Source organism: Mycobacterium sp. UM_CSW (genome assembly GCF_000455205.1).
Classification (GTDB): Bacteria; Actinomycetota; Actinomycetes; order Mycobacteriales; family Mycobacteriaceae; genus Mycobacterium.
In genome coordinates, this window is sequence record NZ_AUWQ01000048.1 from 1 (window position 1) to 25,584 (window position 25,584).

29 protein-coding genes are annotated in these 25,584 nt (G+C 69.7%); 8 read left to right on the forward strand and 21 right to left on the reverse strand.

Annotation, left to right across the window (positions count from 1 at the left end):
- Positions 1 to 372: 372 nt before the first annotated feature.
- Positions 373 to 1,410: a PAS domain-containing protein gene (locus tag N415_RS17575; RefSeq protein WP_068184602.1), complete on the forward strand. Its 1,038-nt coding sequence runs from the start codon at positions 373 to 375 to the stop codon at positions 1,408 to 1,410.
- Here N415_RS17575 and N415_RS17580 read toward each other — a convergent pair.
- Genes N415_RS17580 through ssd form a run of 7 tightly spaced genes read right to left on the reverse strand, consistent with a single transcriptional unit; the run spans position 1,407 to position 5,849 of the window.
- Positions 1,407 to 1,703: an Rv3654c family TadE-like protein gene (locus N415_RS17580; RefSeq protein ID WP_068184604.1), complete on the reverse strand. Its 297-nt coding sequence runs from the start codon at positions 1,701 to 1,703 to the stop codon at positions 1,407 to 1,409. The two genes, N415_RS17575 and N415_RS17580, sit on opposite strands and share 4 nt — an antisense overlap.
- A 31-nt stretch (positions 1,704 to 1,734) precedes the next feature.
- Positions 1,735 to 2,025, reverse strand: a complete 291-nt coding sequence (locus N415_RS17585; RefSeq protein WP_081665329.1) for a TadE family type IV pilus minor pilin — start codon at positions 2,023 to 2,025, stop codon at positions 1,735 to 1,737.
- Between the two features lie 35 nt (positions 2,026 to 2,060).
- A complete protein-coding gene (locus tag N415_RS17590) occupies positions 2,061 to 2,261 on the reverse strand; it encodes a DUF4244 domain-containing protein (protein ID WP_068108717.1) in 201 nt (66 codons plus the stop codon).
- A gap of 18 nt (positions 2,262 to 2,279) precedes the next feature.
- Positions 2,280 to 2,858, reverse strand: a complete 579-nt coding sequence (locus N415_RS17595) for a type II secretion system F family protein (RefSeq protein ID WP_193376469.1) — start codon at positions 2,856 to 2,858, stop codon at positions 2,280 to 2,282.
- Complete coding sequence (locus tag N415_RS17600) at positions 2,855 to 3,652, reverse strand: type II secretion system F family protein (protein ID WP_068184607.1); 798 nt, start codon at positions 3,650 to 3,652, stop codon at positions 2,855 to 2,857. The genes N415_RS17595 and N415_RS17600 overlap by 4 nt, the downstream gene beginning before the upstream one ends.
- Positions 3,649 to 4,812, reverse strand: a complete 1,164-nt coding sequence (locus N415_RS17605) for a TadA family conjugal transfer-associated ATPase (protein WP_068184609.1) — start codon at positions 4,810 to 4,812, stop codon at positions 3,649 to 3,651. Before N415_RS17605 ends, N415_RS17600 begins: the two co-directional genes overlap by 4 nt.
- Positions 4,809 to 5,849, reverse strand: coding sequence for a septum site-determining protein Ssd (ssd, locus tag N415_RS17610; protein ID WP_081665336.1), 1,041 nt, complete (start codon positions 5,847 to 5,849; stop codon positions 4,809 to 4,811). Before ssd ends, N415_RS17605 begins: the two co-directional genes overlap by 4 nt.
- 491 nt (positions 5,850 to 6,340) lie before the next feature.
- Between ssd and N415_RS17615 the strand changes: the two genes are divergently transcribed.
- Positions 6,341 to 7,198 (forward strand): HAD-IB family hydrolase, encoded by an 858-nt coding sequence (locus N415_RS17615; protein WP_068184615.1) that lies wholly within the window; start codon positions 6,341 to 6,343, stop codon positions 7,196 to 7,198.
- A 429-nt stretch (positions 7,199 to 7,627) separates the two neighbouring features.
- Here the strand turns inward: N415_RS17615 and N415_RS17620 are convergent, their stop codons facing one another.
- From N415_RS17620 to N415_RS17640, 5 genes are read right to left on the reverse strand one after another with little or no spacing between them, the layout of a single operon-like run.
- On the reverse strand, positions 7,628 to 8,386 hold the full coding sequence (locus N415_RS17620; RefSeq protein WP_068184618.1) for an oxidoreductase: 759 nt from the start codon (positions 8,384 to 8,386) through the stop codon (positions 7,628 to 7,630).
- Positions 8,387 to 8,397: 11 nt separating this feature from the next.
- On the reverse strand, positions 8,398 to 9,999 hold the full coding sequence (locus N415_RS17625) for an ABC transporter ATP-binding protein (RefSeq protein WP_068184622.1): 1,602 nt from the start codon (positions 9,997 to 9,999) through the stop codon (positions 8,398 to 8,400).
- Positions 9,996 to 10,859, reverse strand: a complete 864-nt coding sequence (locus N415_RS17630) for an ABC transporter permease (RefSeq protein ID WP_068184625.1) — start codon at positions 10,857 to 10,859, stop codon at positions 9,996 to 9,998. Before N415_RS17630 ends, N415_RS17625 begins: the two co-directional genes overlap by 4 nt.
- Positions 10,852 to 11,778 (reverse strand): ABC transporter permease, encoded by a 927-nt coding sequence (locus N415_RS17635; RefSeq protein ID WP_068184628.1) that lies wholly within the window; start codon positions 11,776 to 11,778, stop codon positions 10,852 to 10,854. Before N415_RS17635 ends, N415_RS17630 begins: the two co-directional genes overlap by 8 nt.
- A gap of 1 nt (position 11,779) precedes the next feature.
- Positions 11,780 to 13,396: an ABC transporter substrate-binding protein gene (locus N415_RS17640; protein ID WP_068184631.1), complete on the reverse strand. Its 1,617-nt coding sequence runs from the start codon at positions 13,394 to 13,396 to the stop codon at positions 11,780 to 11,782.
- A 97-nt stretch (positions 13,397 to 13,493) separates the two neighbouring features.
- Between N415_RS17640 and N415_RS17645 the strand changes: the two genes are divergently transcribed.
- A complete protein-coding gene (locus N415_RS17645) occupies positions 13,494 to 14,183 on the forward strand; it encodes a hypothetical protein (RefSeq protein WP_068184633.1) in 690 nt (229 codons plus the stop codon).
- Between the two features lie 6 nt (positions 14,184 to 14,189).
- On the opposite strand, the gene N415_RS17650 is transcribed toward N415_RS17645, so the two are convergent.
- Entirely contained in the window at positions 14,190 to 14,726 is a 537-nt protein-coding gene (locus N415_RS17650) for a DUF4232 domain-containing protein (protein WP_193376470.1), read from the reverse strand.
- A 114-nt stretch (positions 14,727 to 14,840) separates the two neighbouring features.
- Here N415_RS17650 and acs point away from each other — a divergent pair, with 114 nt between their 5' ends.
- Positions 14,841 to 16,790, forward strand: a complete 1,950-nt coding sequence (gene acs / locus N415_RS17655; RefSeq protein ID WP_068184639.1) for an acetate--CoA ligase — start codon at positions 14,841 to 14,843, stop codon at positions 16,788 to 16,790.
- A 95-nt stretch (positions 16,791 to 16,885) separates the two neighbouring features.
- Here acs and N415_RS17660 read toward each other — a convergent pair whose 3' ends face one another.
- A complete protein-coding gene (locus N415_RS17660) occupies positions 16,886 to 17,581 on the reverse strand; it encodes a S1 family peptidase (RefSeq protein WP_152531452.1) in 696 nt (231 codons plus the stop codon).
- A gap of 269 nt (positions 17,582 to 17,850) precedes the next feature.
- Here N415_RS17660 and N415_RS17665 point away from each other — a divergent pair, with 269 nt between their 5' ends.
- Both N415_RS17665 and N415_RS17670 read left to right on the forward strand, forming a co-directional pair.
- Entirely contained in the window at positions 17,851 to 18,381 is a 531-nt protein-coding gene (locus N415_RS17665) for a phage holin family protein (protein ID WP_068184642.1), read from the forward strand.
- Entirely contained in the window at positions 18,382 to 19,359 is a 978-nt protein-coding gene (locus tag N415_RS17670) for an alpha/beta hydrolase (protein ID WP_068184645.1), read from the forward strand.
- On the opposite strand, the gene marP is transcribed toward N415_RS17670, so the two are convergent.
- The 4 genes from marP to nth are packed head-to-tail and all read right to left on the reverse strand — an operon-like array spanning position 19,352 to position 22,699.
- The gene (marP, locus tag N415_RS17675) at positions 19,352 to 20,545 is read right to left on the reverse strand and encodes an acid resistance serine protease MarP (protein ID WP_142282171.1); all 1,194 of its coding nucleotides are present in this window, start codon (positions 20,543 to 20,545) and stop codon (positions 19,352 to 19,354) included. The genes N415_RS17670 and marP overlap by 8 nt on opposite strands.
- An 11-nt stretch (positions 20,546 to 20,556) precedes the next feature.
- Positions 20,557 to 21,312 (reverse strand): CoA pyrophosphatase, encoded by a 756-nt coding sequence (locus N415_RS17680; RefSeq protein WP_081665337.1) that lies wholly within the window; start codon positions 21,310 to 21,312, stop codon positions 20,557 to 20,559.
- 50 nt (positions 21,313 to 21,362) lie between these two features.
- Positions 21,363 to 22,001: a TlpA disulfide reductase family protein gene (locus N415_RS17685; protein ID WP_068184651.1), complete on the reverse strand. Its 639-nt coding sequence runs from the start codon at positions 21,999 to 22,001 to the stop codon at positions 21,363 to 21,365.
- A 17-nt stretch (positions 22,002 to 22,018) separates the two neighbouring features.
- Positions 22,019 to 22,699: an endonuclease III gene (nth, locus tag N415_RS17690; RefSeq protein ID WP_068184653.1), complete on the reverse strand. Its 681-nt coding sequence runs from the start codon at positions 22,697 to 22,699 to the stop codon at positions 22,019 to 22,021.
- 161 nt (positions 22,700 to 22,860) lie between these two features.
- Here nth and N415_RS17695 point away from each other — a divergent pair, with 161 nt between their 5' ends.
- Positions 22,861 to 23,256, forward strand: coding sequence for a hypothetical protein (locus N415_RS17695; RefSeq protein ID WP_081665332.1), 396 nt, complete (start codon positions 22,861 to 22,863; stop codon positions 23,254 to 23,256).
- A gap of 96 nt (positions 23,257 to 23,352) precedes the next feature.
- On the forward strand, positions 23,353 to 24,027 hold the full coding sequence (gene crp, locus N415_RS17700) for a cAMP-activated global transcriptional regulator CRP (protein ID WP_036465140.1): 675 nt from the start codon (positions 23,353 to 23,355) through the stop codon (positions 24,025 to 24,027).
- Between the two features lie 70 nt (positions 24,028 to 24,097).
- On the opposite strand, the gene N415_RS17705 is transcribed toward crp, so the two are convergent.
- The 3 genes from N415_RS17705 to N415_RS31555 are packed head-to-tail and all read right to left on the reverse strand — an operon-like array spanning position 24,098 to position 25,517.
- A complete protein-coding gene (locus tag N415_RS17705; protein WP_068184657.1) occupies positions 24,098 to 24,892 on the reverse strand; it encodes an MBL fold metallo-hydrolase in 795 nt (264 codons plus the stop codon).
- A 5-nt stretch (positions 24,893 to 24,897) separates the two neighbouring features.
- Positions 24,898 to 25,353, reverse strand: a complete 456-nt coding sequence (locus N415_RS17710; protein ID WP_068184659.1) for a RidA family protein — start codon at positions 25,351 to 25,353, stop codon at positions 24,898 to 24,900.
- Positions 25,354 to 25,355: 2 nt separating this feature from the next.
- Positions 25,356 to 25,517, reverse strand: a complete 162-nt coding sequence (locus N415_RS31555; protein WP_073871548.1) for a DUF4177 domain-containing protein — start codon at positions 25,515 to 25,517, stop codon at positions 25,356 to 25,358.
- Positions 25,518 to 25,584 lie beyond the last annotated feature (67 nt).

Sequence of the window (25,584 nt, forward strand, 5' to 3'; positions counted from 1 at the left end):
GTGCCGGCGGCAACGCCGTCGTCGTCGGCGATGGCGGCAACGGTGGCAATGGCGGGACGGGCCCCATCGCCGGCAACGCCGGCGCGGGTGGAAACGGCGGCCGGCTGCTGGGGCTGAACGGCTTGGACGGGTTGCCGTAACGACGGCAGCGTACGAAGGTCGGGCGGCGGTTTACGCCAGGCAATACCGGGACGGCGACCGACCCCTCAACGGTCGACCTCCACGAACATGCGTCGTGATGGGCGCCATTCCTCACTGCTGAGGAGACTTCAACGTACCACCGCGCGGGGCGACCAACGGGCGAATACGCAATCCCGGCGTCGGCGGTCCAGCGCCGTGTAGACGGCCGTCGCACCGCCGTAAAATGCGCCCATGGCCCACGACTGGTTGCTCGTGGAGACGTTGGGCGGCGAACCCGCCGTCGTCGCGCAGGGTCGCCAACTCAAAAACCTCATCCCGATCACGACGTTCCTGCGCCGCAGCCCGCATCTCGCGGCCGTCCGGACGGCGATCGCCGAGTCGGTGCAGACCGGCCAGAGCCTGACCAGCATCACCACCAAGCGCGACCGTGTCATCCGCACGGAGCCGGTGGTGATGTCCGACGGCCAGATTCACGGGGTGCACGTGTGGACCGGGCCGGCCGACGCGGAACCGTCCGAACGGCCGATCCCTGGCCCGCTGAAGTGGGACCTCACCCTCGGTGTGGCCACCGATACCCGGCAATCGCTGACCAACAGCGGCAAGAATCCCGATGTCGAGGTGACCTTCGGCCGTGCCTTCGCGGAGGACCTTCCCTCGCGAGAGCTCAACCCGAACGAAACCAAGGTCCTCGCCATGGCGGTTCGGGCCAAGCCCGACCAAACAATCTGCAGCACTTGGGATGTCACCGATTGGCAGGGCAAGCCCATTCGGATCGGCTTCGTCGCCCGCACCGCCGTGGAGCCTGGGCCGGACGGCCGCGACCACCTGATCGCCCGGGCGATGAACTGGCGCTCGGTACTCAAGGGCCCGATGGTGTCCACGGACGATCTCGCGCAACGGATCCTCAACGGACTGGCCCAGGCCGGAGTCCACCGGGCGCTCGTCGACCTGGACAGCTGGGCGCTGCTCAAATGGCTCGACGAGCCGTGCCCGTTCTACGACTGGCGCGGGAGCAACACGGACCGGCCGAAGGTCCATCCAGACGACGAGCACCTAAAGTCCTCCATGACAAAGGAATTCGTCGAGGGTCCGACCAGCCGGGTGCTGCGCATGCGGGGCCACGACGACGACTGGGTGCCCGTGCACGTCACGGTCAACAGGGTGGAACTCGAACCCGACACGTTCGCCGGGCTGGTCGCGCTGCGGTTGCCAACCGACGAGGAAGTCTCCGCCGCTGGGCTCACGACAACGCCGGACGAGACGGCCTAGCCGGTGCCGGCGGGGCCTGCCCGCGCGGCGGCCCGCGCCGTGCCGGCGAAGGCGACCCGCACCTCGACGGTCACGACGACGTCGAGATCGTCGACCGCACACCGCGCGTCGTCGACGCGCATCTCGCGCGCCACCACCGTCGCGCGGGCGCACGCCGCCGCAGCCCCGGCGGGAAGCCCGGCCGCCGCGGCCAAGGCGGCCAGGTCCGCCGCGGCCTGCGCCCGGTGACGCGCCACCACCACAGAGCCGACACAGGCGCCCGCCAAGGCGACCGAGAGCAGCACCCCCACCATCGCGGCGGCGAGTACCGTCGCTGAGCCGCGATCATCGGCCGGGCTCGGCCGCCGAGACCGCCTTGGCGGCAATGTCCAACGAGGGCAACAGGTTCGAGCGCGCCACCACGGTGGCCACCAGGAAATCGCCGTCGCGGCGGACCTGCACCCGCGACCCCACGGGCGCGATCCGCCGGGCGGCGTCGAGGGCCGAGCGCTCGTCGCCGCGCGCGGCCAGCCGGGCCGCCTCGCGGGCGGCGTCGACGCAGCGCACCTGCATCGACACCGCGGTGACCCCGGCCAGGCACAGCACCAGCACCACGACCAGCGTGGCGATCGCCAACGCCGCCTCAACGGTGCTCGCGCCCGCACAGCCCGCTAGACCTTGGTGTTGAGCGCGCGACCGATGATGTTCGTCAGCGCCGAGACGATCGAGTCGCCGGTGACCACGGTGTAGAGGATCGCGCCGAACGCCGCGGCGGCGATGGTGCCGATAGCGTATTCGACCGTCGACATGCCCGACTCGTCTGTCGCCAGCACGACCACCCGCGCCAGGAGCGCGCGAAACTTGTTGACCATCAATGCCTTCCCTTTCTTTCACAGCAGGCCCGATTGCAAGACGTCACCGGCCAGCCCCGCGACCACCGGGACGATGCCCAGGCAGACGAATGCCGGCAAGAAACAGAGCCCGAGCGGCCCGGCGATCAGCACCCCGGCCCGCTCGGCGGCCGCGGTCGCCGCGTGCGCGGCCTCGTGGCGGGATTGATCGGCCAACTCGGCGACGCCGCGGGCCAGCGCCGCGCCCGACGCGGCCGAACGCCGCGCCAGCCGCAGCAGGGCATCGATTTGCGGGTCGACTGACCCGGTCGGCGGAACCGCCCATGCCACAGCGGGATCGGCGCCCAGCGCCAACATGTCCGCGGCGCGGCGCAACACCCCGGCCAGCCTCGGCGGTGCGGACGGGGCGGTCGCGGCCGCTGCCGTCGACACCGCCATGCCGGCTTCCAGGCATACCGCCAGCACGTCGAGGCTGGAGGCGACCGCCAGCGGGTCCGGGCCGCGGCGCGGCACCCTTCCCCGAAATTGGCCGCCGGCCTGGATTCCGGCGCGCGCCCGGACCGCCGAGGGACCGGGGCCGATCAACAGCGCAGCGGCGAGCACCAGCGCGGTAGTCATGCGCCGACCCGATCCGTGATGCGGTCCGACCACAGCAGCCCCCCGCAGGACAGCATCGAACCGATCACGAGCAGCCAGCCCCCGGCGTGCCCGTCCAGCAGAAAGCTCAGCGGCCGTGCCCCGATCAACTGTCCCAACAGCACACCGAGCACCGGCAGGGACGCCAGGATCGTCGCCGTGGCGCGCGCCCCGGCCATGCCCGAGGACACGCGAGCCGAAAAGCGTTGCCGCTCGGCGATATCGCGCTGCGCGGCGCGCATCAGGGTGGCGATCGCCAGCCCCTGGTCGTGGGCCAGCTGCCAGCACACCGCGAGCCGATCCCACTGCGCGGGCAGCGTCGACGATCCTCCCGCGGCCCGCAGGCCGGCCGTGACGTCCGCGCCCAATCGGGCCCGCGCCGCAACCGCCCGCAGCGACGTGCCGACCGCCCCAAGGGTTTCCTCGGCGGCGACGTGGAATGCGTGCACCGGGTGCGCGCCCACCCGCAGCTCGCCGACCAGTACGTCGAGGGCGGTTTCCAGGGCTCGGCCCTCGTCCAGGGCCCGGCGGATCCGGCGGCGACGTCGGAGACGCACGACCACCGTCGCGCCGATCACCCCCGCGGCGAGGACCGCCGTCCAGGACAGCAGCACGACGGCGGCCGCGGCAAGCGCGCAGGCGACGCAGGCAACCGCGCCCCCGGCGGCCGGGCGCCGGCGAACCCGCGCCGGTCTCGGCAGCCGGCCCCGCGACGACGACGGAAGCACCAGCAGCGCAACGGATAACAGCAGCGCGCCGACCGCGAGGCCGGTCACGCCGGCATCCGGCCGCGCAGCAGGCGATGCAGGTCCCCCGCGTCGTCGGTCATGCCCCGGTCTGCGTGCCACACGGTGACCGCCCGCACCTGCCCGTCGACCTGGCGCAGCACGGCGATCTCGCCGAGCCGACGGCGACCGGGCCGGTCCCGAGTGACGTGCAGCAGCACCTGCACCGCTGCGGCCAGCTGACTGTGCAGCGCCGCTCTGCCCAGGCCGCCGAGCGCGCCCAGCGCCTCCAGCCGAGCGGGGACCTCGCCCGGATTGTTGGCGTGCACCGTGCCCGCGCCGCCGTCGTGGCCGGTGTTCAGCGCCGCCAGCAAATCGACCACCTCGGCGCCCCTGACCTCGCCGACCACGATGCGGTCGGGCCGCATCCGCAACGCCTGCCGGACGAGTTCACGCACCGCGACCTCGCCGACGCCTTCGACGTTGGGGCAGCGCGCGACCAGCTTGACCAGATGCGGGTGCCGGGGCGCCAGCTCGGCGGCGTCCTCGACGCAGACGATCCGTTCGGTGGCCGGCACGGCGCCCAACATCGCGGCGAGCAGGGTGGTCTTACCGGCGCCGGTGCCTCCGCTCACCAGGAACGCCAACCGTGCGGCGATGATGTCGCCGATCAGCGCACCGGCCCGCGGATCGATCGCGCCCGCCGCGGTCAGGGCCGCCAAATCCTGAGTGGCCGGGCGCAATACACGCAGCGACAGGCAGGTGCCGCCGGCCGCGACGGGCGGCAGCACAGCGTGCAAGCGCACCGCGAACCCGCCGGCGCCGATGCCGGTCAGCTGGCCGTCCACCCAGGGCTGGGCGTCGTCGAGGCGCCGGCCGGCGGCCAGCGCCAGCCGCTGCGCCAGGCGCCGCACCGCCGCCTCGTCGGTGAACCGAATGCCGCTGCGCCGCAACCCGTTCCCGTCGTCGACCCAGACCGCGTCGGGCGCGGTGACCAGGACGTCGGTGGTGCCGTCCGCGCACAACAGCGGTTCGAGGATGCCGGCACCGGTCAGCTCGGTTTCCAGCAAGCGCAGGTTGGCCAGGACCTCGGTATCGCCGAGCATCCCGCCGGACTCGGCCCGGATCGCGGCGGCCACCACGCTCGGCCGCAGCGGTACCGATTCGGCCGCCAACCGCTCGCGCACCCGCTCAATCAGCGAACCGCTCACGCCGCCAGCCCCTTCCGCCCCGCGGGCAGCACCGCGAGCACCCGGCGGGCCGCCGCGGTGAGCGGACCGCGGCCGCCCAACCGCAGGCCGCCGCGCTCCAGCTGCCGGACCAGTTGCGGCTCGGCCCTGATCGACGCGAGCAGCGGCAGGCCGGTGACGTCGGCGATCTCGGCCGCCCGCAATCCGCCCGGCGAGGGGCCCCGCACGACCAACCCGAGATTGGGATTGATCGCGGCGAGCGTCGGGCCCATGGCCGCGGCCGCCGCGCAGGCGCGCACGTCGCAGCGGGTGACCACGACGACGAGGTCGGCGGCGTCCAGCGCGGCCTGCGTTGCGTCGGTGAGGCGGCGGGGAAGGTCGCAGACCACGGTGACGCCGCCGCGGCGCCCGGTGTCGACGACGGCGTCCACCGCCGCGCCGCCCACCTCGGACCCGCGCCGGGTGCCGGACAGCAGGCTGATTCCGCCGTGCCGCGGCAACGCCTCGCGCACGGCCAGCCAGTTGAGCCGGCCACCCTGCAGCGCCAGGTCGGGCCAGCGCACCCCGGGTGTGCTCTCGGCACCCACCAGCAAGTCGATGCCGCCGCCCCACGGGTCGAGGTCGATCAGCAGGGCGTCGCCGGCGGCCTGCGCGACCGCGACCGAGAGCACCGACGCGCCGGCTCCGCCGCAGCCCCCGATGACGGCGACGACTCCGCCGCGCGGCGTGTCGTCGCGCGCGGCCTCGCCGGCCTCAGCGAGCTCGCCGATCAACTCGCGCTCTTGGTCGGGCAGCGTTAGAACGTGTTCAGCACCGACCGCGACGGCCGCCGCCCAGGTCGCTGCCGAGGGTTCGGCGATCGTCAGGACGCTGACATGGGCGCGCCTCGGCAGCGCCGCCCGCCCGCACCGCTCCGCTGCCGACTCGTCCAACAACACCGCGGCGGCGGCCGACCATGCCTTCCGGCCCACCGCGGACCCGCCGGCGTGGACCACCCGAACGCCGACCGCGGCGGCCACCCGATCCAATTCGTCGCGCAACTCCGGGTCCGCCAGCACCGCCAGCACGCCCGATGAAGCCGCCGCTTTCGGGCGGATGTTGCTCGTCACCAACCCACCTTGCGGGGCCGTGACCTTGGCACACCAGTCCCAAAGCCGGATTTGGGGATAGAGACGCGAGTGTGTACAAACGCGTCGCCCGGGAGCTCAGCCGGGGCGGGTGGGACGCTTTCCCGCAACGCCCGGCGGCCAATGCGTCACGCCCGATTGCGGCGGGAAAACTTACCCCAGAAAAGGGACGACCCCCGCCAGGGGGGGAGGAGGCGAGGGTCGTCGTGTATCAGCCCCGGGGGGTCGGGCTGATGCACCCTCGGCTCAGGCCGAGTAATGCTTACTATACACATGACAGTCCGCACTAACGCAAGTAGTTGTTCTTACGAAAGGTGCGTTGAGCCGCAAAAATACCGAGAGTATGTTCTTGGGCCCTCCGTGAGCGGCCGTTTTGGGCCTAACTCGACGGCGCCGTCGGATCGCCGACCTATGCTGGATCGGTGACCGTCTCCGACTCGGCCGCGCGGCAGCAAACCTCACCGGAAACACCTGCAACCACCGCTCCTCGCGCCCGCACAGCCGCCTTCTTCGACCTGGACAAAACCATCATCGCCAAGTCCAGCACGCTGGCTTTCAGCAAACCCTTCTTCAACCAGGGACTGCTCAACCGCCGCGCCGTGCTCAAGTCCAGCTACGCCCAGTTCATCTATCTGCTCTCCGGTGCTGATCATGACCAGATGGACCGGATGCGCATCCACATGATGAACATGGTCGCCGGTTGGGACGTGGAACAGGTCAAGTCGATCGTCAACGAGACGCTGCACGACATCGTCACCCCGCTGGTGTTCGCGGAAGCCGCGGACCTCATCGCAGCGCACAAACTCTGCGGCCGCGACGTCGTCGTCGTCTCGGCGTCCGGGGAGGAGATCGTGGCGCCCATCGCCCGGGCGCTCGGCGCGACGCATGCGATGGCGACCCGGATGGTCGTCGACGACGGCAAGTACACCGGCGAGATCGCGTTCTACTGCTACGGCGAAGGCAAGGTGCAAGCGATCCGCGAGCTGGCCGCGCGCGAGGGCTATCCGCTGGAGCACTGCTACGCCTATTCCGACTCGATCACCGACCTGCCGATGCTCGAAACCGTCGGCCACCCCAGCGTGGTCAATCCGGACCGCGCCTTGCGCAAAGAAGCCGCCGAGCGCGGTTGGCCCGTGTTGATGTTTTCCCGCCCGGTGTCGCTGCGCGACCGGATCCCGGCACCCTCGGGCGCCGCGATCGCGACTACCGCCGCAGTTGGCGTCACGGCGCTCGCCGCCGGCGCGGTCACCTACTCGTTGCTGCGCCGCTTCGCCTTTTAGCCGGGCAGCAAACATGCAATTCGGGCAATAGATTTTTGCTTCGTATTTAGGCCTTGATGTGCTAGGGGACTAGTAGTACAAAGGAACCACGGAAGCCCGGTGAGGCCAAGGTCGATCCGGAAGAGAAGGATCGTTCTCCCGAACCTGGCGCCCAGCACGGAACCCGGCACCCACGCGGAGTCATAGCCGCGATAATGGCAGAAGTGTTGCGGGCCTGCGTAATTGCGAAAAGTGAAAGGCGTCGACGGCCCTTTGGGTGGGGTTGCAGCCGGAAGCATCGCAAGATCGCCGAGGCCAACCCACGCAGCCCAGAAATGCACGCTTGGTAACCGAGTTCCGTGCTAGCGGGCGGCGGACCGAATAATTCGGGACGTCGCCCGCTTTACATTTGTGAAACAAATTCCGCGCCACCGATTTCGGTGCCATCGGCTATCGATTCGGCAGCGATTCGGCGATCGACAAAGCCTCCTGCGCGCCGGCCTGAAGCGCTCGGCAACACAGCACCAGCCAGGCGCCGACGCCGTCCGGTGTGCCGTCGGCGAATCCGCGTGCGGCGTCGCGGTAGTCGGCCGGCTGCCGCATCCAACTGACCTCGGGCACGCCCAGCCCGTGCGGGTCCAGCCCGCTGGCGATCGTCACCAGCCGCGACACGGCTCGCGCCACCACGCCGTCGGCGCTGCCGAACGGCTTGAGCGTCATCAGCTCTCCGTGCGCGACGGCGGCCACCACCGGCGCCGGCGCGGACGTACGGCCCATCACCAATTCCGCCAGCAACTCCAGCCGCGGCCCAACCTCGGCGTCCGCGCGAGGACGCCCGAGCCGATCCTCGTCGACCTGATCGGCCGCGGCGAGCACGTGCAGGCGGGCCAGCGCCTGCAACGGCGCGCGCTGCCAGATCCCGACCAGCGGCCCTCCCCCGCCCTCCAGCGCCTGGGCCACCCGCAGCGCCCCGCCGAACACCGGCTCGCTGACCTGCGCGGCGTCCGCCAGATCGTCCAGCCGCACCGGACCGCCATCGAGCACCGAGGACGCGCGCGCCGCGCGCAACGCCGCTTCGGCGGCCGTCACCGGCCAGCGCCGCAGGTTGGCCGGGTGGCGATGGGCGCGGCCCAGCGCGTCGCGGGCCCGGTCGCTGGCCTCGGCGACGCCGGGAAGTGCCAGCAGCGGGGCCAGGGGGTCAGCGGTCACAGGTTGCCAACCTATCGGGGACGGGGAATGGCCTCCAACAACCGGCGGGTGTACTCGTGGGCGGGCCGGGTGAACAGCTCCTCGGTGGGCGCCTGCTCCACCACCCGGCCGGCCCGCATCACCAGGACGTCGTCGGCGATCTGCCGGATGACCGCCAGGTCGTGGCTGATGAACAGGTAGGTCAGGCCCATCTCGGCCTGCAGCTGGGCCAGCAGGTCGAGGATCTGCGCCTGCACGAGCACGTCGAGCGCCGAAACGGCCTCGTCGCACACCAGCACCTCCGGCCGCAGCGCCAGCGCCCGCGCGATCGCCACCCGCTGCCGTTGGCCGCCCGACAGTTCGCGGGGCAACCGGCGCAACACCGACGACGGCAGCGCGACGCGGTCGACGAGCTCGAGCACCGCCCGCTCGCGCTGCCTGCGGTCACCGACGCGGTGGATCCGCAGCGGCTCCTCGATCGCGCGAAACACCGAATACATGGGATCCAAACTGCTGTAAGGGTTTTGGAACACCGGCTGCACGCGCCGGCGAAACGCCAGCGCCGCTTCGCGGTCCAACCCGTCGTCGATCAGGGTGCCGTCGAAAACCACGGAGCCCGAGGTGGGTCGCAACAGACCCAGCACCATCCGCGCCAGCGTCGACTTCCCCGACCCCGACTCGCCCGCGATCGCCAGGGTGCTCGCGCGGCGCAGCCTAAACGACACCGCGTCGACGGCGCGAAACTCCGACCGCCGCCAGGGCGCCCCGCCCGCCTCCCGGTAGACCTTGGTCAGTTCCGAGGCGACGAGGATGTCCTCGGCGGGCTCCGCCCGGGTGCGGGACGGGCCCGGTGTCAGCGACGGGGCGGCGGCCACCAGCCGTCGGGTGTATTCGTGTCGGGGCTCCCGCAGGATGGCTTGCGCCGCACCGGATTCCACCACCACGCCGCGATGGACGACGATCACCGACTCGGCCCGTTCGGCGGCGAGCGCGAGGTCGTGGGTGATCAGCAGCAGCGCGGTGCCGAGTTGGTCGGTGAGCCCCTGCAAGTGGTCGAGCACCTGCCGTTGCACGGTGACGTCCAGCGCAGACGTCGGCTCGTCGGCGATGAGCAGCTTGGGCCGTCCGGCCAGCCCGATCGCGATCAGCGCGCGCTGGCACATGCCGCCGGACAGCTGATGGGGATACCGGCCGGCCTGTTTGGCGGGATCCGGCATGCCCGCCTCGGCCAGCAACTCAATTGCCCGGCGCCGCGTCTCGCCGGTATCGGTGTTCGCCCGCAACGCTTCCCGGATTTGGAAACCCACCTTCCACACGGGGTTGAGGTTGGTCATCGGATCTTGTGGCACGTAGCCGATGGCCCGGCCCCTGATCGAGCGCAACAGCCGGCGGTCGGCGCCGGTGATGTCCCGGCCGTCGAACACGATGCGGCCGGCCGAGATTCGGCCGCCGGGCGGAAGCAGGCCAAGGATCGCGGCGGCCGTCGTGGATTTCCCGGATCCGGATTCGCCGACCACCGCGACGGTCTGACCGCGCAGCACGGTCAGGTCCACGCCACACACGACGGGCGCATTCCCTCCGAACCGGACCTCCAGGCCCTCGACCGACAGCAGCGGCGCTCCTTGCGCGTTCATGCGCGCAGCGCCCGCGACGCCGGGTCGAGGGCGTCGCGCAGGGCGTCACCCATCATCATGAACGCCAGCACCGTCATCGCCAGCGCGCCGGCCGGATAGAACAGTATCGGCGAACCGGCCCGCAGCCGGGTTTGCGCGACGTTGATGTCGCCACCCCACGACACCACCGTCGTCGGCAGCCCGACCCCGAGGTAGGACAGCGTCGCCTCGGTGACGATGAAGATGCCCAGGGCGATGGTCGCCACCGCGATCACCGGGCCCAGCGCGTTGGGCACCGCGTGGCGCAACAAGATCTGAAACCTGTTCAACCCCAGAGCCTTCGCGGCCAGCACATAATCACTGGCGCGGACCTCGAGCACCGCGCCGCGGGCGATCCTGGCGACCTGCGGCCAGCCGAACAGGGCCAGGATGGCGATCACCGTCCACACCGTGCGGTGGTGCAAAACCTGCATCAGCACGATGGCGGCCAACAGCAGCGGCAATCCGAAGAACACGTCGGTGACGCGAGAGACCACCGCGTCGACCCAGCTGCCGTAGAAGCCGGCCAACGCGCCCAGCACCCCGCCGACGACGAACACCACCAGCGTGGCGCCCAGCCCGACGGAGACCGACGCGCGCGCTCCGTAGACGGTGCGCGCGTAGATGTCGTGGCCCTGCAGATCGGTGCCGAACCAGTGCGTCGACGACGGCCCGAGCAGGCTCTGGGCGGGATCGGCATAGCTGGGGTCGACCCCGGTGAACAACGACGGAAACGCCGCCACCGCAACGACGAACAGGATCAGGGCGCCGGCGGCGAAGAACTTTGGCCGCCGGCGCAGCTTGCGCCAGGTCTCGCCCCAGAAGCCGGAGTGCTCATCCATAGCGGATCCTTGGGTCCAGGGCCGCGTACAGCAGGTCCACCAGCAGGTTGGTGACCAGATAGATCAGCACCAGCACCGTCACGATGGACACCACCGTCGGCGCCTCCTGCCGGGTGACCGCCTGATACAGCACGCCGCCGACGCCGTGGATGTTGAAGATGCCCTCGGTCACAATGGCCCCGCCCATCAACGCGCCCAGATCCGCGCCCAGGAAGGTCACCACCGGGATCAGCGAGTTTCGCAAGATGTGCACCGTCACCACCCGGGGCCGCGACAACCCCTTGGCGGTGGCGGTGCGGACGTAGTCCGCGTGCGCGTTCGCGGCCACCGAGGAACGGGTCAACCGCACCACGTAGGCGAATGACACGGCGCCCAGCACTATCCCGGGCAACAGCAGGCGCCCGAATGTCGCCCGTTCGCCGACGGTGACGGGCGCGATCCCCAACCGGACGCCGAACACGAACTGCGCCAGGAAGCCGAGCACGAAAATCGGAATCGCGATGATGATCAGCCCGGTGATGAGCACCGTGGCGTCGAAGATGCCGCCCTGGCGCAAGCCTGCGATCACACCGAAGCCGATCCCGAGCACCGCCTCCACCACCAGGGCGATCAGCGCCAGCCGGATGGTCACCGGAAAGGCGTGTGCCAGAACCGAACTGACCGGCAGCCCGGAGTAGGCGCGGCCCAGGTCGCCGCGGAAGATGCCGCCCAGGTAGCGCAGGTACTGGACCAGGAAGGGATCGTCGAGGTGGTAACGGGCGCGCAGCGCGGCGGCCACAGCGGGAGTCAGCGGCCGATCTCCGGCGATCGCGGCCACCGGGTCGCCCGGTAGCAGGAAGACCATGCCGTAGATCAGCAGCGTGGCGCCGAGGAAAACCGGCACCATGACGGCGATCCGGCGCGCGATGTACCAACCCATTTCAGGCCTTGACGATGTTCTCGTAGTCGGGCATGCCGTTCCATGTCACCGTGACGCCCCGCACCGCGGACGACCAGCCCAGCACGGCGATGTAATACCAGAGCGGCACGGCGGGCATGTCGTGCAGCAGGATTCGCTGTGCGGCGTTGGTCAGCGTGTCCGCCTCCGGCAGGCTGGGCGCGGCCTCGGCGGCGGCCAGCGCGGCGTCGAATTCGCGGCTCGAGTATCCGACGTCGTTGGATCCCGCGCCCGTCGCGTACAGCGGCGCGAGGAACTCGATCATCGACGGGTAGTCCCCGATCCAGCCGGCGCGGAACGCGGTGTCGATCGTGTGGTTGGTGATCAGGGTGCGGTATCCCGCGAAGGTGGGGTGCGGCGCGCCGGCGGCATCGATGCCCAGCACGTTCTTGATGCTGTTGGCGACCGCGTCCACCCACTCCTGATGGCCGCTGTCGGCGTTGTAGGCGATCAGGTAGCGGCCGCTCCACGGCGAGATCGCATTGGCCTGCGCCCAGAGCTGGCGGGCCCGTTCGGGGTTGAAGTCCAACGCGTCGTTGCCCGGGATGTTCGGATCGAACCCGGGTAGGGAGCGGGCGGTGAAATCGCGTGCCGGGCTGCGGGTTCCGTTGAAGATCTGCTGGCAAATCTGCGGGCGGTTGATGGCCGCCGACAACGCCAGCCGGCGCAGCCGGCCCTCCTCGCCGCCGAAGTGCGGCAGCCGCAGCGGCGTGTCGAGCGACTGGCTCACCGCGACCGGACCGCTGGCGAAGTTACCGCCCAGGTCTCGCTTGTAGATCGTCAGCGCGCTCGACGGAATCGTGTCCAGGACATCCAGGTTGCCGGACAGCAGGTCTGCGTAGGCGGTGTCCAGGTTGCCGTAGAACTCGAACCTCAGGCCCTTGTTGTGCGGCTTGCGGTTGCCGTGGTAGCCGGGGTTGGGCCTCAGGTCGATTTTCACGTTGTGCTCCCACGCCGGCCCGTCGGGCCCGTCGGAAAGCTGGTATGGGCCGTCGCCCACCGGGTTGCGTCCGAACGCCGCCATGTCCCGAAATGCCTTGTCCGGCAACGGATAGAACGCGCTATGGCCCAGCCGCAGCACGAAGTCGACGGTCGGCGCCTTGAGCCGCACGCTGAACTCGAGATCGTTGACCACCCGCAGCCCGGACATGGTGGTCCGCTTTGCATCGGCACCGGCGACCTCGTCGAACCCGTCGATCGGGCTGAAGAAGTCTTGCTGCAGTTGGGCGTTGGTGCTCAGCGCCCCGTAGTTCCACGCGTCGACGAACGAGTGGGCCGTCACCGGCGAGCCGTCGGTGAACTTCCAATCCGGTTTGAGCAGGATCCGATAGTTGATGTTGTCGGTGGTCTCGATAGACTGCGCCACTTCTGGCGAAGGTTTGCCGGCGGCATCGTAGGACACCAGGCCGGCGAACAGCCGATCGAGGATCCGACCGCCCAGGCTGTCGGTGGTACCGGTCGGAATCAACGCGTTCGGTGGCTCCCCACTGTTGACCACCACCAGATCGGGGCTGAGCATGCCGCCGCCGCAGCCGGCCAGCGTCCCGGCCACCAGCATCCCGGCGGCAAGGACGGCCAGCGCGGCCCGCATCCGACGCATGCCAGCGACACTAAGGCCTGCGGCGCCCCCGAACCGAACGGGCGCGCCTGGTCGGCGATGGCGAACCGGCGCACCGCGTCGCCGCTAGGATGACGCTGTGACCTCGCACGAAGTCGGCGTTCAGGTCGGATATCTGGCGGTGGTGTTGGGCGTTCCGGCTATCGGTGTGGTCTGTCTGATAATCGGGTTACGCGCGCGCAGCGCGCGGGCCGTCACCGCCGGCCCCCCGGATTCGCCGGAGTCCCGACCCGCGAAGTGGGCCACCACGCTGATCGTCGTCGGCGCCGTGCTGCTCACCCTGGGTGCGCTCGGAATCGCGGGAAACCTCGTGCGACTGAACAAGCGGAGCCTGTTCGACGCCGACAAGTCCATGCCGGTGGGCCAGTGCATCGACCAAAACGATTTTCTCGCAAGGACTTTCAGTTCCAGCCCGACCAACGACTGCGCGAACCCGGTGAACACCTATCAACTCGCCTACAAGGGCAGCCCCACGGCGAACTGCCCGGACGGCAAACGCGATAACTCCGTCTACAGCCGATACACCGACGACTCCGCCATCCTGTGCTTCGCGCTCAACCTCCAGCAGGGCCGCTGCTACCAGCTGACCAACGGCGCCGAAAACCTGACGATGAGGCCGGACGACTGCGCCGAGCCCCAGCCGTCGCTGGACCGAGTCGTTCAGCGCTTCGACGGCAGCACGGACACCGCACGGTGCGCGACCGGCGACAAGGCCATCGCCTATCCGGTGCCGCCGCGCGTCTACTGCCTGGCACGGGCCGGCGCCTGACCGCTGTCAACCCGCGGTGACGGGATGGACCTCCAGTCGGCACGCGTCGATGGCGGCCGGCACGGTGAACACCTGCAGGATGGCCGGAGGGCTGACGGTCAGGTCGGTGTAGCCGGGGCACGGCTTGCCGTCGGCGTCGACGGCGACGCCCTCCACGACCGCCTGGCCCTGCGTCGACAACGACAGCGTGACCGTCGGCGGGTCGTCGGCGCCGGCGGGCAACCCGCCCAGGTAGCCGCGCGGCGTCGGCTGGGCGTGGATGGGCGGACCGCCGCTGCCCGAGTCGACGCTCGGGTAACCGGTGAGCGTGCAGGGGTCCGCCCCACCGGCGAGGGCGAACAGCAGCGTCACACCGCGGTGGCCGACGGCGGCCTGCGTCGGGGAAGCGCTGACGGCGACCTGCTCCGACCAGCACGGCGTCGGCTGGTCGATGGCGTCGGACGGCTCGGCCCACGCGGGTGACCCCGACATCGTCGCCGCCGCGTAAGCCGTTGCGGCCGCGGCGAAGCTGAGGGCTCGTCGCCGCGCGTGCAGTCCCGGCACATCGGTGATTATGCGGCACGCGGGCGTGTTTGACCCCGGATCGGGCGGCGGCTTTTCATCTGGAAGGTCTAGGCTCACTGACGGTTGACGAGCCTCGACGCTAGGAGGAATCCTGTGACCGCCACCCACACCGAGGGACCGACGTCGTATCCGCCGTCGGCGCAGTTCGCCGAGCAGGCCAACGCGGGTGAGGAGCTGTACCGCGAGGCCGAGCAGGACCGGCTGGCGTTTTGGGCCAAGCAGGCCAACCGGCTCTCGTGGTCGACACCGTTCACCGAAATCCTGGACTGGTCGGAGGCGCCCTTCGCCAAATGGTTCGCCGACGGCAAGCTCAACGTCGCCTACAACTGCGTGGACCGCCACGTGGAGGCCGGACACGGGGATCGCGTCGCCATCCACTGGGAGGGTGAGCCCGGCGACAGCCGCAGCCTGACCTATGCCGATCTGCAGAAACAGGTGTGCAAGGCGGCCAACGCGCTGACCGACCTCGGTCTGGTCGCCGGCGACCGCGTCGCCATCTACATGCCCTTGATTCCCGAGGCCGTCGTCGCGATGCTGGCCTGCGCGCGTTTGGGCGTCATGCACAGCGTTGTGTTCGCCGGTTTCACCGCCAAAGCGCTGCGGGCCCGCATCGCCGACGCCCAGGCCAAGTTGGTGATCACCACCGACGGCCAGTTCCGCCGCGGCAAGCCGGCGCCGCTGAAGGAGGCGGCCGACGAGGCGGTCTCGGATCCGGATAGCTCGGTCGAGCGCGTTCTGGTGGTGCGGCGCACCGGAATTGACGTGTCCTGGAACGACGACCGCGACCTGTGGTGGCACGAGGTCGTCGACGCCGCCTCGGACGAACATACCCCCGAGGCTTTCGACGCCGAACAGCCGCTGTTCCTGCTCTACACCTCGGGCACCACCGGCAAGCCCAAGGGCATCGTGCACACCAGCGGCGGCTACCTGACCCAAGCCTCCTACACGCATTACTACGTCTTCGACGTCAAACCCGAGAGCGACGTGTATTGGTGCACCGCCGACATCGGCTGGGTCACCGGACACACCTACGGTGTCTACGGCCCGCTGTCCAACGGGGTCACCGAGGTTCTGTACGAGGGAACGCCCGACTCGCCGACCCAACACCGGCATTTCGAGATCATCGAAAAGTACGGGGTGACAATTTATTACACGGCGCCCACGCTCATCCGGACGTTCATGAAGTGGGGGCGCGAGATCCCCGACGTGCACGACCTGTCCAGCCTGCGAGTGCTGGGCACGGTGGGCGAACCAATCAACCCCGAGGCGTGGCGCTGGTACCGCACGGTGATCGGCGCCGACAGCCTGCCCATCGTCGACACCTGGTGGCAGACCGAAACGGGCGCCGCGATGATCTCCCCGCTGCCCGGGGTCACCGCGGCCAAACCGGGTTCGGCGATGAGGGCATTGCCGGGCATCTCCGCGAGCATCGTCGACGACCATGGCGATCGCCTGACGCCAGCCGTCCATCACGGCGAACACATCACCGGTTACTTGGTTTTGGACCAGCCGTGGCCCTCGATGCTGCGCGGCATCTGGGGCGATCCGGAGCGCTACGTCGAGACCTACTGGTCCAGGTTCGCCGAGCAGGGCTGGTACTTCGCCGGCGACAGCGCCTATTACGACCGCGACGGCGCCATCTGGGTGGTGGGCCGCATCGACGACGTGATGAACGTGTCGGGGCACCGGCTCTCGAGCGCCGAATTGGAGTCGGCGCTCGTCGGCCACCACGGAGTGGCCGAGGCGGCGGTGGTCGCGAAGACCGACGAGACCACGGGCCAAGCCGTCTGCGCGTTCGTCGTCTTGTGCGCCGAGTACCAGGTGCACGACGGGATCGTCGACGAGCTGCGCGCCGAGGTGGCCCGGGAGATCTCCCCCATCGCCAAGCCGCGCGAGATCCACGTGGTGCCCGAACTGCCCAAGACCCGCAGCGGCAAGATCATGCGCCGGCTGTTGCGCGACGTCGCCGAAAAACGCGAGTTGGGTGACACGTCGACGCTGCTCGATCCCGGCGTGTTCGACGCGATCAGGAGCGCGAAGTAGCCCGCACCGGGGCCGGCGCCCAACCGCGCGCGAGCGTCACGCCAGCGCGACACTCGACGGTGAGCGCCACTCTGGCGTGACGCTCGGCCAATGCGTCAGCCCGGCAACGGCACGAATCCCGCGCCGGCGCGGTGCTTGGCGTTGATGTCGGCGAGGTCGGCGTTGAACGACTGCACCACCGCCGGGGTGTGCAGTGGGATGTATTTGATGATGCACGTCGGCAGGTTGTCGCTGAACGCACCGTGAATCATGCCGACCAGCAGGTTGTTGACGGTGACGGGGGCCCCGGAGTCACCGGGCTGACCGCATACCTGCATGACGATGGTGCCCGGGTCCTGGCCCGGCCCCCAGGTGACGCCGCAGGAGTTCCCCGTCGTGCGGCCCTGCTTGCAGGCCACCTGCCCGAACGTCGGATCCGGGCCGATGCCGCTGATCACAAAGCCGTTGTAGTTGGCCACCGGCGCCACCTTGGCCGGATCGAACTTGATCACCGCGTAGTCCAAATTGTCGTTGCCCGCGACCATCACGCCCAGCGGTCCGCGATCCTGGGCGGCCTCGGCCGCGACCAGCGCGCCGGGACCCCCGCAGTGCGCCGAGGTGAAGCCGATCAGCTCCCCGGCCGCGTCGGTGCCGATCGTCGTCAGGGTGCACATCGTGTCCCCATTGATGACGATGCCGGCGCCGCCGCCCATCGGGACCCGGTCGTCGCCGGCCGCCGTGGCCGGGACGCTGATCAGGGCCACCAGCACGGCCACCATCGCCGCCTTGTAGCAACGGTAGGCCGTCTGCAAAGCAACACCCCCATCGAGCGGTCGGACATCCTGAGCGGCCTGGTCAGTGTAGTCGGCCAGGGTGGCGGATTCGCCAGCGGCGACGACGCAACCTGGTGCCCCGCCATATTCCTTTCCCGCTCAAGGGGATCGACCCGCCCGTCGCCGCGGCGGCCGTTTCGCTGTCCGGACGCCGAACTCCGCGGTCCCGCGGCGCCTTCAGCTGGCCTCGTCTGGCATCGCACCGCATGGCAACATGAACCGCGACGAGAGAACCGAGAGGACGGTCCGTGAGCAAAGACGATCGCAACAACGGTGTGCCCAGCACGCTGACCACGATCCCGTTGGCCGACCCGCACGCCAAGCCGGCCGAGCCGTCGATCGGTGACCTGATCAAAGACGCCACAGCGCAGATGTCCACCCTGGTCCGCGCCGAGGTCGAACTGGCCCGATCCGAGATCACCCGGGACGTCAAGAAGGGCCTGACCGGCAGCGTCTATTTCATCGCCGCGCTGGTGGTGCTGTTCTACTCCACGTTCTTCTTCTTTTTCTTCCTCGCCGAGCTGCTCGACGAATGGCTGTGGCGCTGGGTGGCGTTCCTGATCGTGTTCGGGATCATGGTGGTCGTCGGCGCTGTGCTCGGCCTGTTGGGCTTCCTGAAGGTCCGTCGCATCCGCGGCCCGCGCCAGACCATCGAATCGGTCAAGGAGACGCGCACCGCGCTCACCCCCGGCCACGAGAAGGCCGCCACGGGCCCGAAGGAGCTCACCGAGTCCGGCGGCGGCAGGCACGAAAAGCCCGCGGACCCCTCGGGTTGGTAGATGCCGGCACCAGATCCGTCGGTCACCCGCATCGACGGGCCATGGCGGCACCTCGACGTGCACGCCAACGGCATCCGATTCCACGTCGTCGAAGCCCTGCCCGAGGGGCAAGGTGACGGCGTTCCGCCCGCGCAGCCGGCTACCGCGCGGCCGCTGGTGATGCTGCTGCACGGTTTCGGATCGTTCTGGTGGTCCTGGCGGCATCAGCTGCGCGGGCTGACCGGGGCGCGCGTGGTCGCGGTGGACCTGCGCGGCTACGGCGGCAGCGACAAACCGCCCCGCGGCTACGACGGCTGGACGCTGGCCGGCGACACCGCCGGGCTCATCCGCGCGCTGGGGCACTCGTCGGCGACGCTGGTCGGCCACGCCGACGGCGGGCTGGCCTGCTGGGCCACCGCGCTGCTGCATTCGCGACTGGTGCGCGCCATCGCGCTGATCAGCTCGCCGCACCCGGCGGCGCTGCGGCGCTCCACCCTGACCCGGCGCGACCAGGGCTATGCCCTGCTGCCGACGTTGCTGCAATACCAGCTGCCCGTCTGGCCGGAGCGGCTGCTGACCCGGCACGACGCCGCGGAGATCGAGCGCCTCGTCCGGAGCCGGAGCTGCCCTAAATGGGTTGCGTCCGAAGATTTTTCACAGACCGTCCGGCACATGCGGACGGCCATTCGGATTCCGGCGGCCGCGCACTCCGCGCTGGAATACCAGCGCTGGGCGGTGCGCAGCCAGCTGCGCGGCGAGGGCCGGCGGTTCATGAAGTCGATGAGCCGGCAGCTGGGCCTGCCACTGCTGCATCTGCGCGGTGACGCCGACCCGTACGTGCTCGCCGACCCGGTGGACCGCACCCAGCGCTACGCCCCCCAGGGCCGCTACGTATCTATCGCCGGCGCAGGACATTTCAGCCACGAAGAGGCGCCCGAGGAAATCAACCGGCACCTGACGAAGTTCCTCGAGCTGGTGTACGGGCGTCCCGTCAGCTGACGCAGGAGCCGGTGGCGACCTGCTGGGTGTCGCCGATCTTGGAGAGCTGGCTGGACACCTCGTCGGCGGTCAGCACGAAGCCGGTGTCGGGGTCGTCGACGGCGGCGCCGAACACGACGCCGAGCACGCGGCCGTTGAGGTCGATCAACGGACCGCCCGAATTGCCTTGCTCCACACTGGCTCTGATGGTGTATACGTCGCGGGTGACCGGCGCCGGATCCCGGTAGATGTCGGGTCCGCTGAGCCTGATGGCTTCACGGATCCGGGCCGGGGTGGCGGTGAAGTTGCCGCCGCCCGGATAGCCCAGCACCACAACGCTTTCGCCGCTTTTCGCCTCGCCCTGGGCGAACGCCAACGGCGGCGGCGGCAGGTTCGGGACGGCCAGGATCGCGATGTCGACTGACGGGTCGTAGGAGACCACGGTCGCGTCGAGGGGGCTGCCGCTGGCGTAGATCTGGACGCTGTTGGACCCAGCCACCACGTGCGCGTTGGTCATCACCCGATCGGGCGCGACCACGAATCCGCTGCCCTCCAACACCTTTTGGCAGCTCGGCGCCAGGCTGCGCACCTTGACCACGCTCGGCGCCGCGTTCGTCACCACCGGGTTGGTGGCCAGCGCCGGATCGGGCGACGCGACCGGAATCACCGGGGTGCGGCTGAATGGCTCGAGCACCGCGGGCAGCCCGGAGGTGTTCAACAGCGCCGAGAGGCGCTTGGGCACCGTCTTGAGCCAGGGCGGCGCGACCTCGTTGACCTGCGCGAGCACCCGCGAACCCCGGACCGCGGCGGCCAATTCGGGCTGGTCCTTGGACTGGGTCAGCGGGGTGGCCAGCAGCCACGCCGCGGTCAACACCACCACCAGCTGGACGCCCACGCCGATGACCGAGTCGACGGTTCGGATCGCGCGGCTGTGGATCGCGCCGCGGACGGCCCGCCCCAGCACCACGCCCGCCACCTCACCGACGACCACCAGCGCGAGGATCAGGAACAGCGCGGTGAACAGCTTGGCGCGGGGCGCGGCGATGTGGCTGACGATGTGGGGCGCCAGCAGCACGCCCGCGATGGCGCCGAGCAGCACGCCGACGAACGACAACAGCGAGCCCAGCGCCCCCGAACGCCAGCCCGAGATGGCCGCGATGAAAGCGACTGCCAGCACGGCGATGTCGAGCCACTGCGACGGTGTCATCGAATTCATGTTCATCGACGGGGGCCGCCCTTGTCGCCGACCAACATCATCGCCTCGTCCAGCTCCAGGATCTTGGTGGTGTCCCAGGGCCGGGCCCAGCCGGCGACATCCAGCACCGCGGAAATCACCTGGCCGGTGAATCCCCATACCAGCATCTGATTCAACAGAAACGCCGGCCCGGCCCAGCGGCGGCCGAGATTGCCCCGGTACACCATCAGCCGGTTCTCCGGATTGATGAAGGCGCGCACCGGAACCCGCGACACGATCGCCGTTTCGGTCTCGTCGACGACGGCCACCGGCCCCGGGTCCGGCGAGTACGCCAGCACGGGGACGACGTGGAACCGCGACGGCGCGATGAACGTCCGTTCCATCGTGGCGAGTGGACGCAGCCGGCTGACGTCGATCCCGGTCTCCTCCTGCGCCTCGCGCAGCGCGGTGGCCACCGGACCGTCGTCGCCGGGATCGGAGGCGCCGCCGGGAAAGGCCGCCTGGCCCGCGTGGTGGCGCAATGTCGAGGCCCGCACGGTCAGCAACAGGTCGGCATCGTCGGGCACACCGCCGTCGGCCGGACCGGACTCGGGACCCGAGAACAACACCAGCACCGCCGCCTCGCGGTCGTCACCGAGCAATGACGCCATCGATGCCGCCGCCTTGGACGCGGTCACCATCGCCAGCACCCCGGCCGGCAGCCGATGCCGGTACGCCTCGGGGATCTGACCGACGTTGTCCACCAGCGGACGCAACCAAGGCGGAGACACGTCGGGCATCAGCGGGATGACTGAACTCACCGGCGCCTCCCTCGGTCCAGTCAATCTGCCTATCCCGCGTCATTTCCGACCGCAGCTGCGATCTCGTCGGCACTGGCGAAAGGCCGCGGCAGCATCTGCGCAACGCTACCGTCCGACCGGAGGACGACCGTCGCAGGCATCACATTTACCACACGCAGCGCGGCAGCGACCCGACGACGGCCGTCCTGCAGCGTCGGCAACCGAACACCCAACTCCGCCAACCGCAGTAACCCGGCCGTCTCGTTCTCGTCCTGGTGGACCGTCACCACCATCACGTCCGCCCCGACCCGCCGCTGATACTCGGCCATCGCGGGAAGTTCGGCCGCGCACGGCGCGCACCAATAGGCCCAGAGGTTGAGGACCACCCGGTGCCCGGCCAGCGCGCGGGCGACGTCGACGGCAGAACCGTCGGCGGCGCATTCCACCGTGACGCCGCGCAGCGCCGCCGGGCCGGGGCCGCCGCCCGCGGCGGGACACGGCGGCAGGTTGGCGCGCTCGCGCGGACCCACCAGCGCGGCGGGTGTGTCGGCGTCGCGGTGCTCGCGGGGGGCGGGCGCCTGGGTCGTCGCGCTCGGCGCCGAGTCGTCGTGCAGCGAAGCCACCAGCGCCGCGATTAACGCCGCCACCACCGCCAGGATCGCGATGGTCCACCGGGTTGTCCGGGTCAACGTCGCGCGCCCCGGTATTAGAGCCCCACCAGGGCCAGCAGGTGCTCGGTTTCCGGGCCCTGGACCAGCGGCGCGGCGAGCAGCGGTTCAGTGGGGCCCAATCCGAAGGACGGGCAGTCCTTGGCGAGGATGCAGGCGCCGCACGCCGGTTTGCGGGCGTGGCAGACGCGGCGGCCGTGAAAGATGACGCGGTGGCTGAGCATGGTCCACTCCCGCTGTTCGATCAGCTCGCCGGCAGCGTGCTCGATCTTGACCGGATCCTTCTCGATGGTCCATCGCCATCTGTGCATCAAGCGCGAGAAATGGGTGTCGACGGTGATTCCCGGGATGCCGAAGGCGTTGCCCAGGATGACGTTGGCGGTCTTGCGGCCTACTCCGGGCAGGGTGACCAGCTCGGCCATCGTCGAGGGCACCTCGCCGTCGAACCGCTCGATGAGGGCCTGCCCCAGGCCGATCAGCGACGACGCCTTGTTGCGGAAGAAACCGGTGGGACGGATGAGGTTTTCCAGCTCGTCGCGGTCGGCTTGCGCATAATCCAGCGCGGAGCGGTACCGCTTGAACAACGCCGGCGTGGTCAGGTTGACCCGCTTGTCGGTGCTCTGCGCCGAGAGGATGGTGGCCACCGTCAGCTCCAGCGGCGTCGTGAAGTCCAGCTCGCAGTGGGCGTCCGGAAACGCTTGCGCCAGTGCGCGATTCATTCGCCGCGCCCGTCGCACCAACCCCACTCGCGTCTCTTTGGACCAGCGATCGGCGACGACACCGTCGGGCGCGGAAGGCGTCGACTTCGAACGTCCGGATGCCTTTGCCGCTGTCACCTACGACAGAGTACTGATTTCGTGATCTGGCTGAGACCTAAGCCATGTTTACTTTCCCTGTGTCATGGTTGCTGGTGGCGTGCGTTCCCGGGCTGTTGATGCTCGTGACGTTCGGTCTGGGGCGGCTGGAATCCGACCTGTCCAATGACACCGTCTCGGTGACCGATGTCGACGAATTCCTCGAGTACGCCGAGGCCGTCGACGTGCACACGCTGGCCCGCGAAGGCATGCCGGAGGCGCTGGAATACCTGCACCGGCGCCAGGCCCTGCGGCCCGCGGATGCACCGCCGGCGCAACCGGCGATCGGACCGCGGCACGCCAAGCCGGTGTTTGCCACCACCTTGGGTGACCGCGATGAGGCCGGTCTACCGACGCCGGTACGGGCCCGTTCGCGTGTTAATCCGCAATTTAGGGGGACTAGACACGTCAATCGTGTGTAGCGTGGCACGTTGGACACAATTGGCCTACCTCTAGACTTACGTCACACGGGCAGGGTTGGCCTGCCCGTATCACAAATGGAAGCTGAAGAGGCAACGGTGGACGAGATCCTGGCAAGGGCAGGAATCTTCCAAGGGGTTGAGCCCGGCGCGGTCACCGCGCTGACCAAGCAATTGCAACCCGTCGACTTCCCCCGCGGGCACACGGTTTTCGCCGAGGGGGAACCGGGCGACCGGCTGTACATCATCGTTTCGGGGAAGGTCAAAATCGGCCGGCGGTCGCCGGACGGCCGCGAGAATCTGCTGACAATCATGGGCCCGTCGGACATGTTCGGCGAGTTGTCGATCTTCGACCCGGGCCCGCGGACTTCCAGCGCGACCACCATCACCGAAGTTCGGGCCGTGTCGATGGACCGCGACGCGCTGCGGGCGTGGATCGCGGATCGCCCGGAAATCGCCGAGCAACTGCTGCGGGTCCTTGCCCGACGACTGCGGCGGACCAACAACAACCTGGCCGACCTCATCTTCACCGACGTGCCCGGCCGGGTGGCCAAGCAGCTGCTGCAGCTGGCCCAGCGGTTCGGCACCCAGGAGGGTGGCGCGATGCGGGTCACCCACGACCTCACCCAAGAGGAGATCGCCCAACTGGTGGGCGCTTCGCGCGAAACGGTCAACAAGGCCCTGGCCGACTTCGCCCACCGCGGCTGGATCCGCCTGGAGGGCAAGAGCGTGCTGATCTCAGACTCCGAGAGGCTCGCGAGGCGCGCCCGCTGAATTCCCCCGCCGAGCAGACACAAAAGCCCCCGACACGCCGAGCGACAAGGGGCTTTTGCGTCTGCTCGCGCTACCGAGTACGCAGGTAGTCCAGCTGCGCCTGCACCGACCATTCGGCCGCGTCCCAGAGCTTCTCGTCGACGTCGACATAGACGTACTCGACGATCTCGCGCGTGGTGGCCTCGTTACCGAGATCCCACAGCGCGGCGCGCACCTGCTCCAGGCGTTCGTGCCGGTGCGTCAGGTAGCCCGACGCGACGGATTCCAGGTCGGCCAGCTGCGGGCCGTGCCCGGGCAGCACCGTGCGTCGGCCCAAACCGCGTAGCCGCCGCAGCGATTCCAGGTAGTCGGCCAGGCTGCCGTCCTCCTTGTCGATGACGGTGGTGCCGCGGCCCAGCACGGTGTCCGCGGTCAGCACGGCATCGTCGAGCAAGAACGACAGCGAGTCGGCGGTGTGGCCGGGCGTCGCCATCACCTTGATCTTGAGGCCGGCCGCATCGATCACTTCGCCATCGGTCAGGTGACCGCCGAGGCCGCGCAGGAATCCGCTGCCGGCGGACCGGACCGTCGCCCCGGTCAGCTCGACCAGCTTGTCGATGCCGTCGGTGTGGTCGCCGTGCCGGTGGCTGATCAGGACCAGCGCGACGCGGCCGAGCGCGGCGATCCGGGCGATGTGCTCGTCGTCGTCGGGGCCGGGATCCACGATCACCAGCTCGTCGCTGCCCGGGCCGCGCAGCACCCAGGTGTTGGTGCCCTCCAGCGTCATCAGGCCCGGGTTGTCGGCCAACAGCACCGAGGCAGTGTCGGTGACCGCCCGCAGCCTGCCGTATGCGGGATGGGTCAGCGACTCGGCGGTCTCGGTCACGGCCGTCAGCCGACCTCCACGATCAGCTCCACTTCCACCGGCGCGTCCAGCGGCAGCTCCGACACCCCGACCGCCGAGCGCGCGTGGGCGCCCTGGTCACCGAACACCTCGCCGAGCAGGTCGGAGGCCCCGTTGATGACGCTGGGCTGCCCGTTGAAACCCGGAGCCGAGGCGACGAACCCGACGACCTTGACCACCCGGGCGACGGCGTCGATGCCCACCAGCGAATGCACGGCCGCCAACGCGTTGAGCGCACAGATCCGCGCCAGCGACTTGGCGTCCTCGGGGCTGACCTCGGCGCCGACCTTGCCGGTCCGCGGGAGCTTCCCGCCCTGCACCGGCAGCTGACCCGAGGTGTAGACCAGGTTGCCGGTCCGCACCGCGGGAACGTACGAGGCCAACGGCGCAACGACCTCGGGAAGCGTGAGGCCGAGCTGCCCGAGCCGGGCCGATGCGCTCATCTCTACTTGGGGCGCTTCAAATACGCGACGTGCTGCTCGCCGGTGGGCCCTGGCAGCACGGACACCAACTCCCAGCCGTCGGCGCCCCACTGGTCCAGGATCTGTTTGGTGGCGTGCGTCAGCAGCGGGACCGTGACGTATTCCCATGCGATGGGTTGGCTCATGACGCGAGCTTATCGGTCAGCTTTCCAGGGCTCTGGCCAGCCCAAGGGCGGTGCGGCGGCCGGGCTA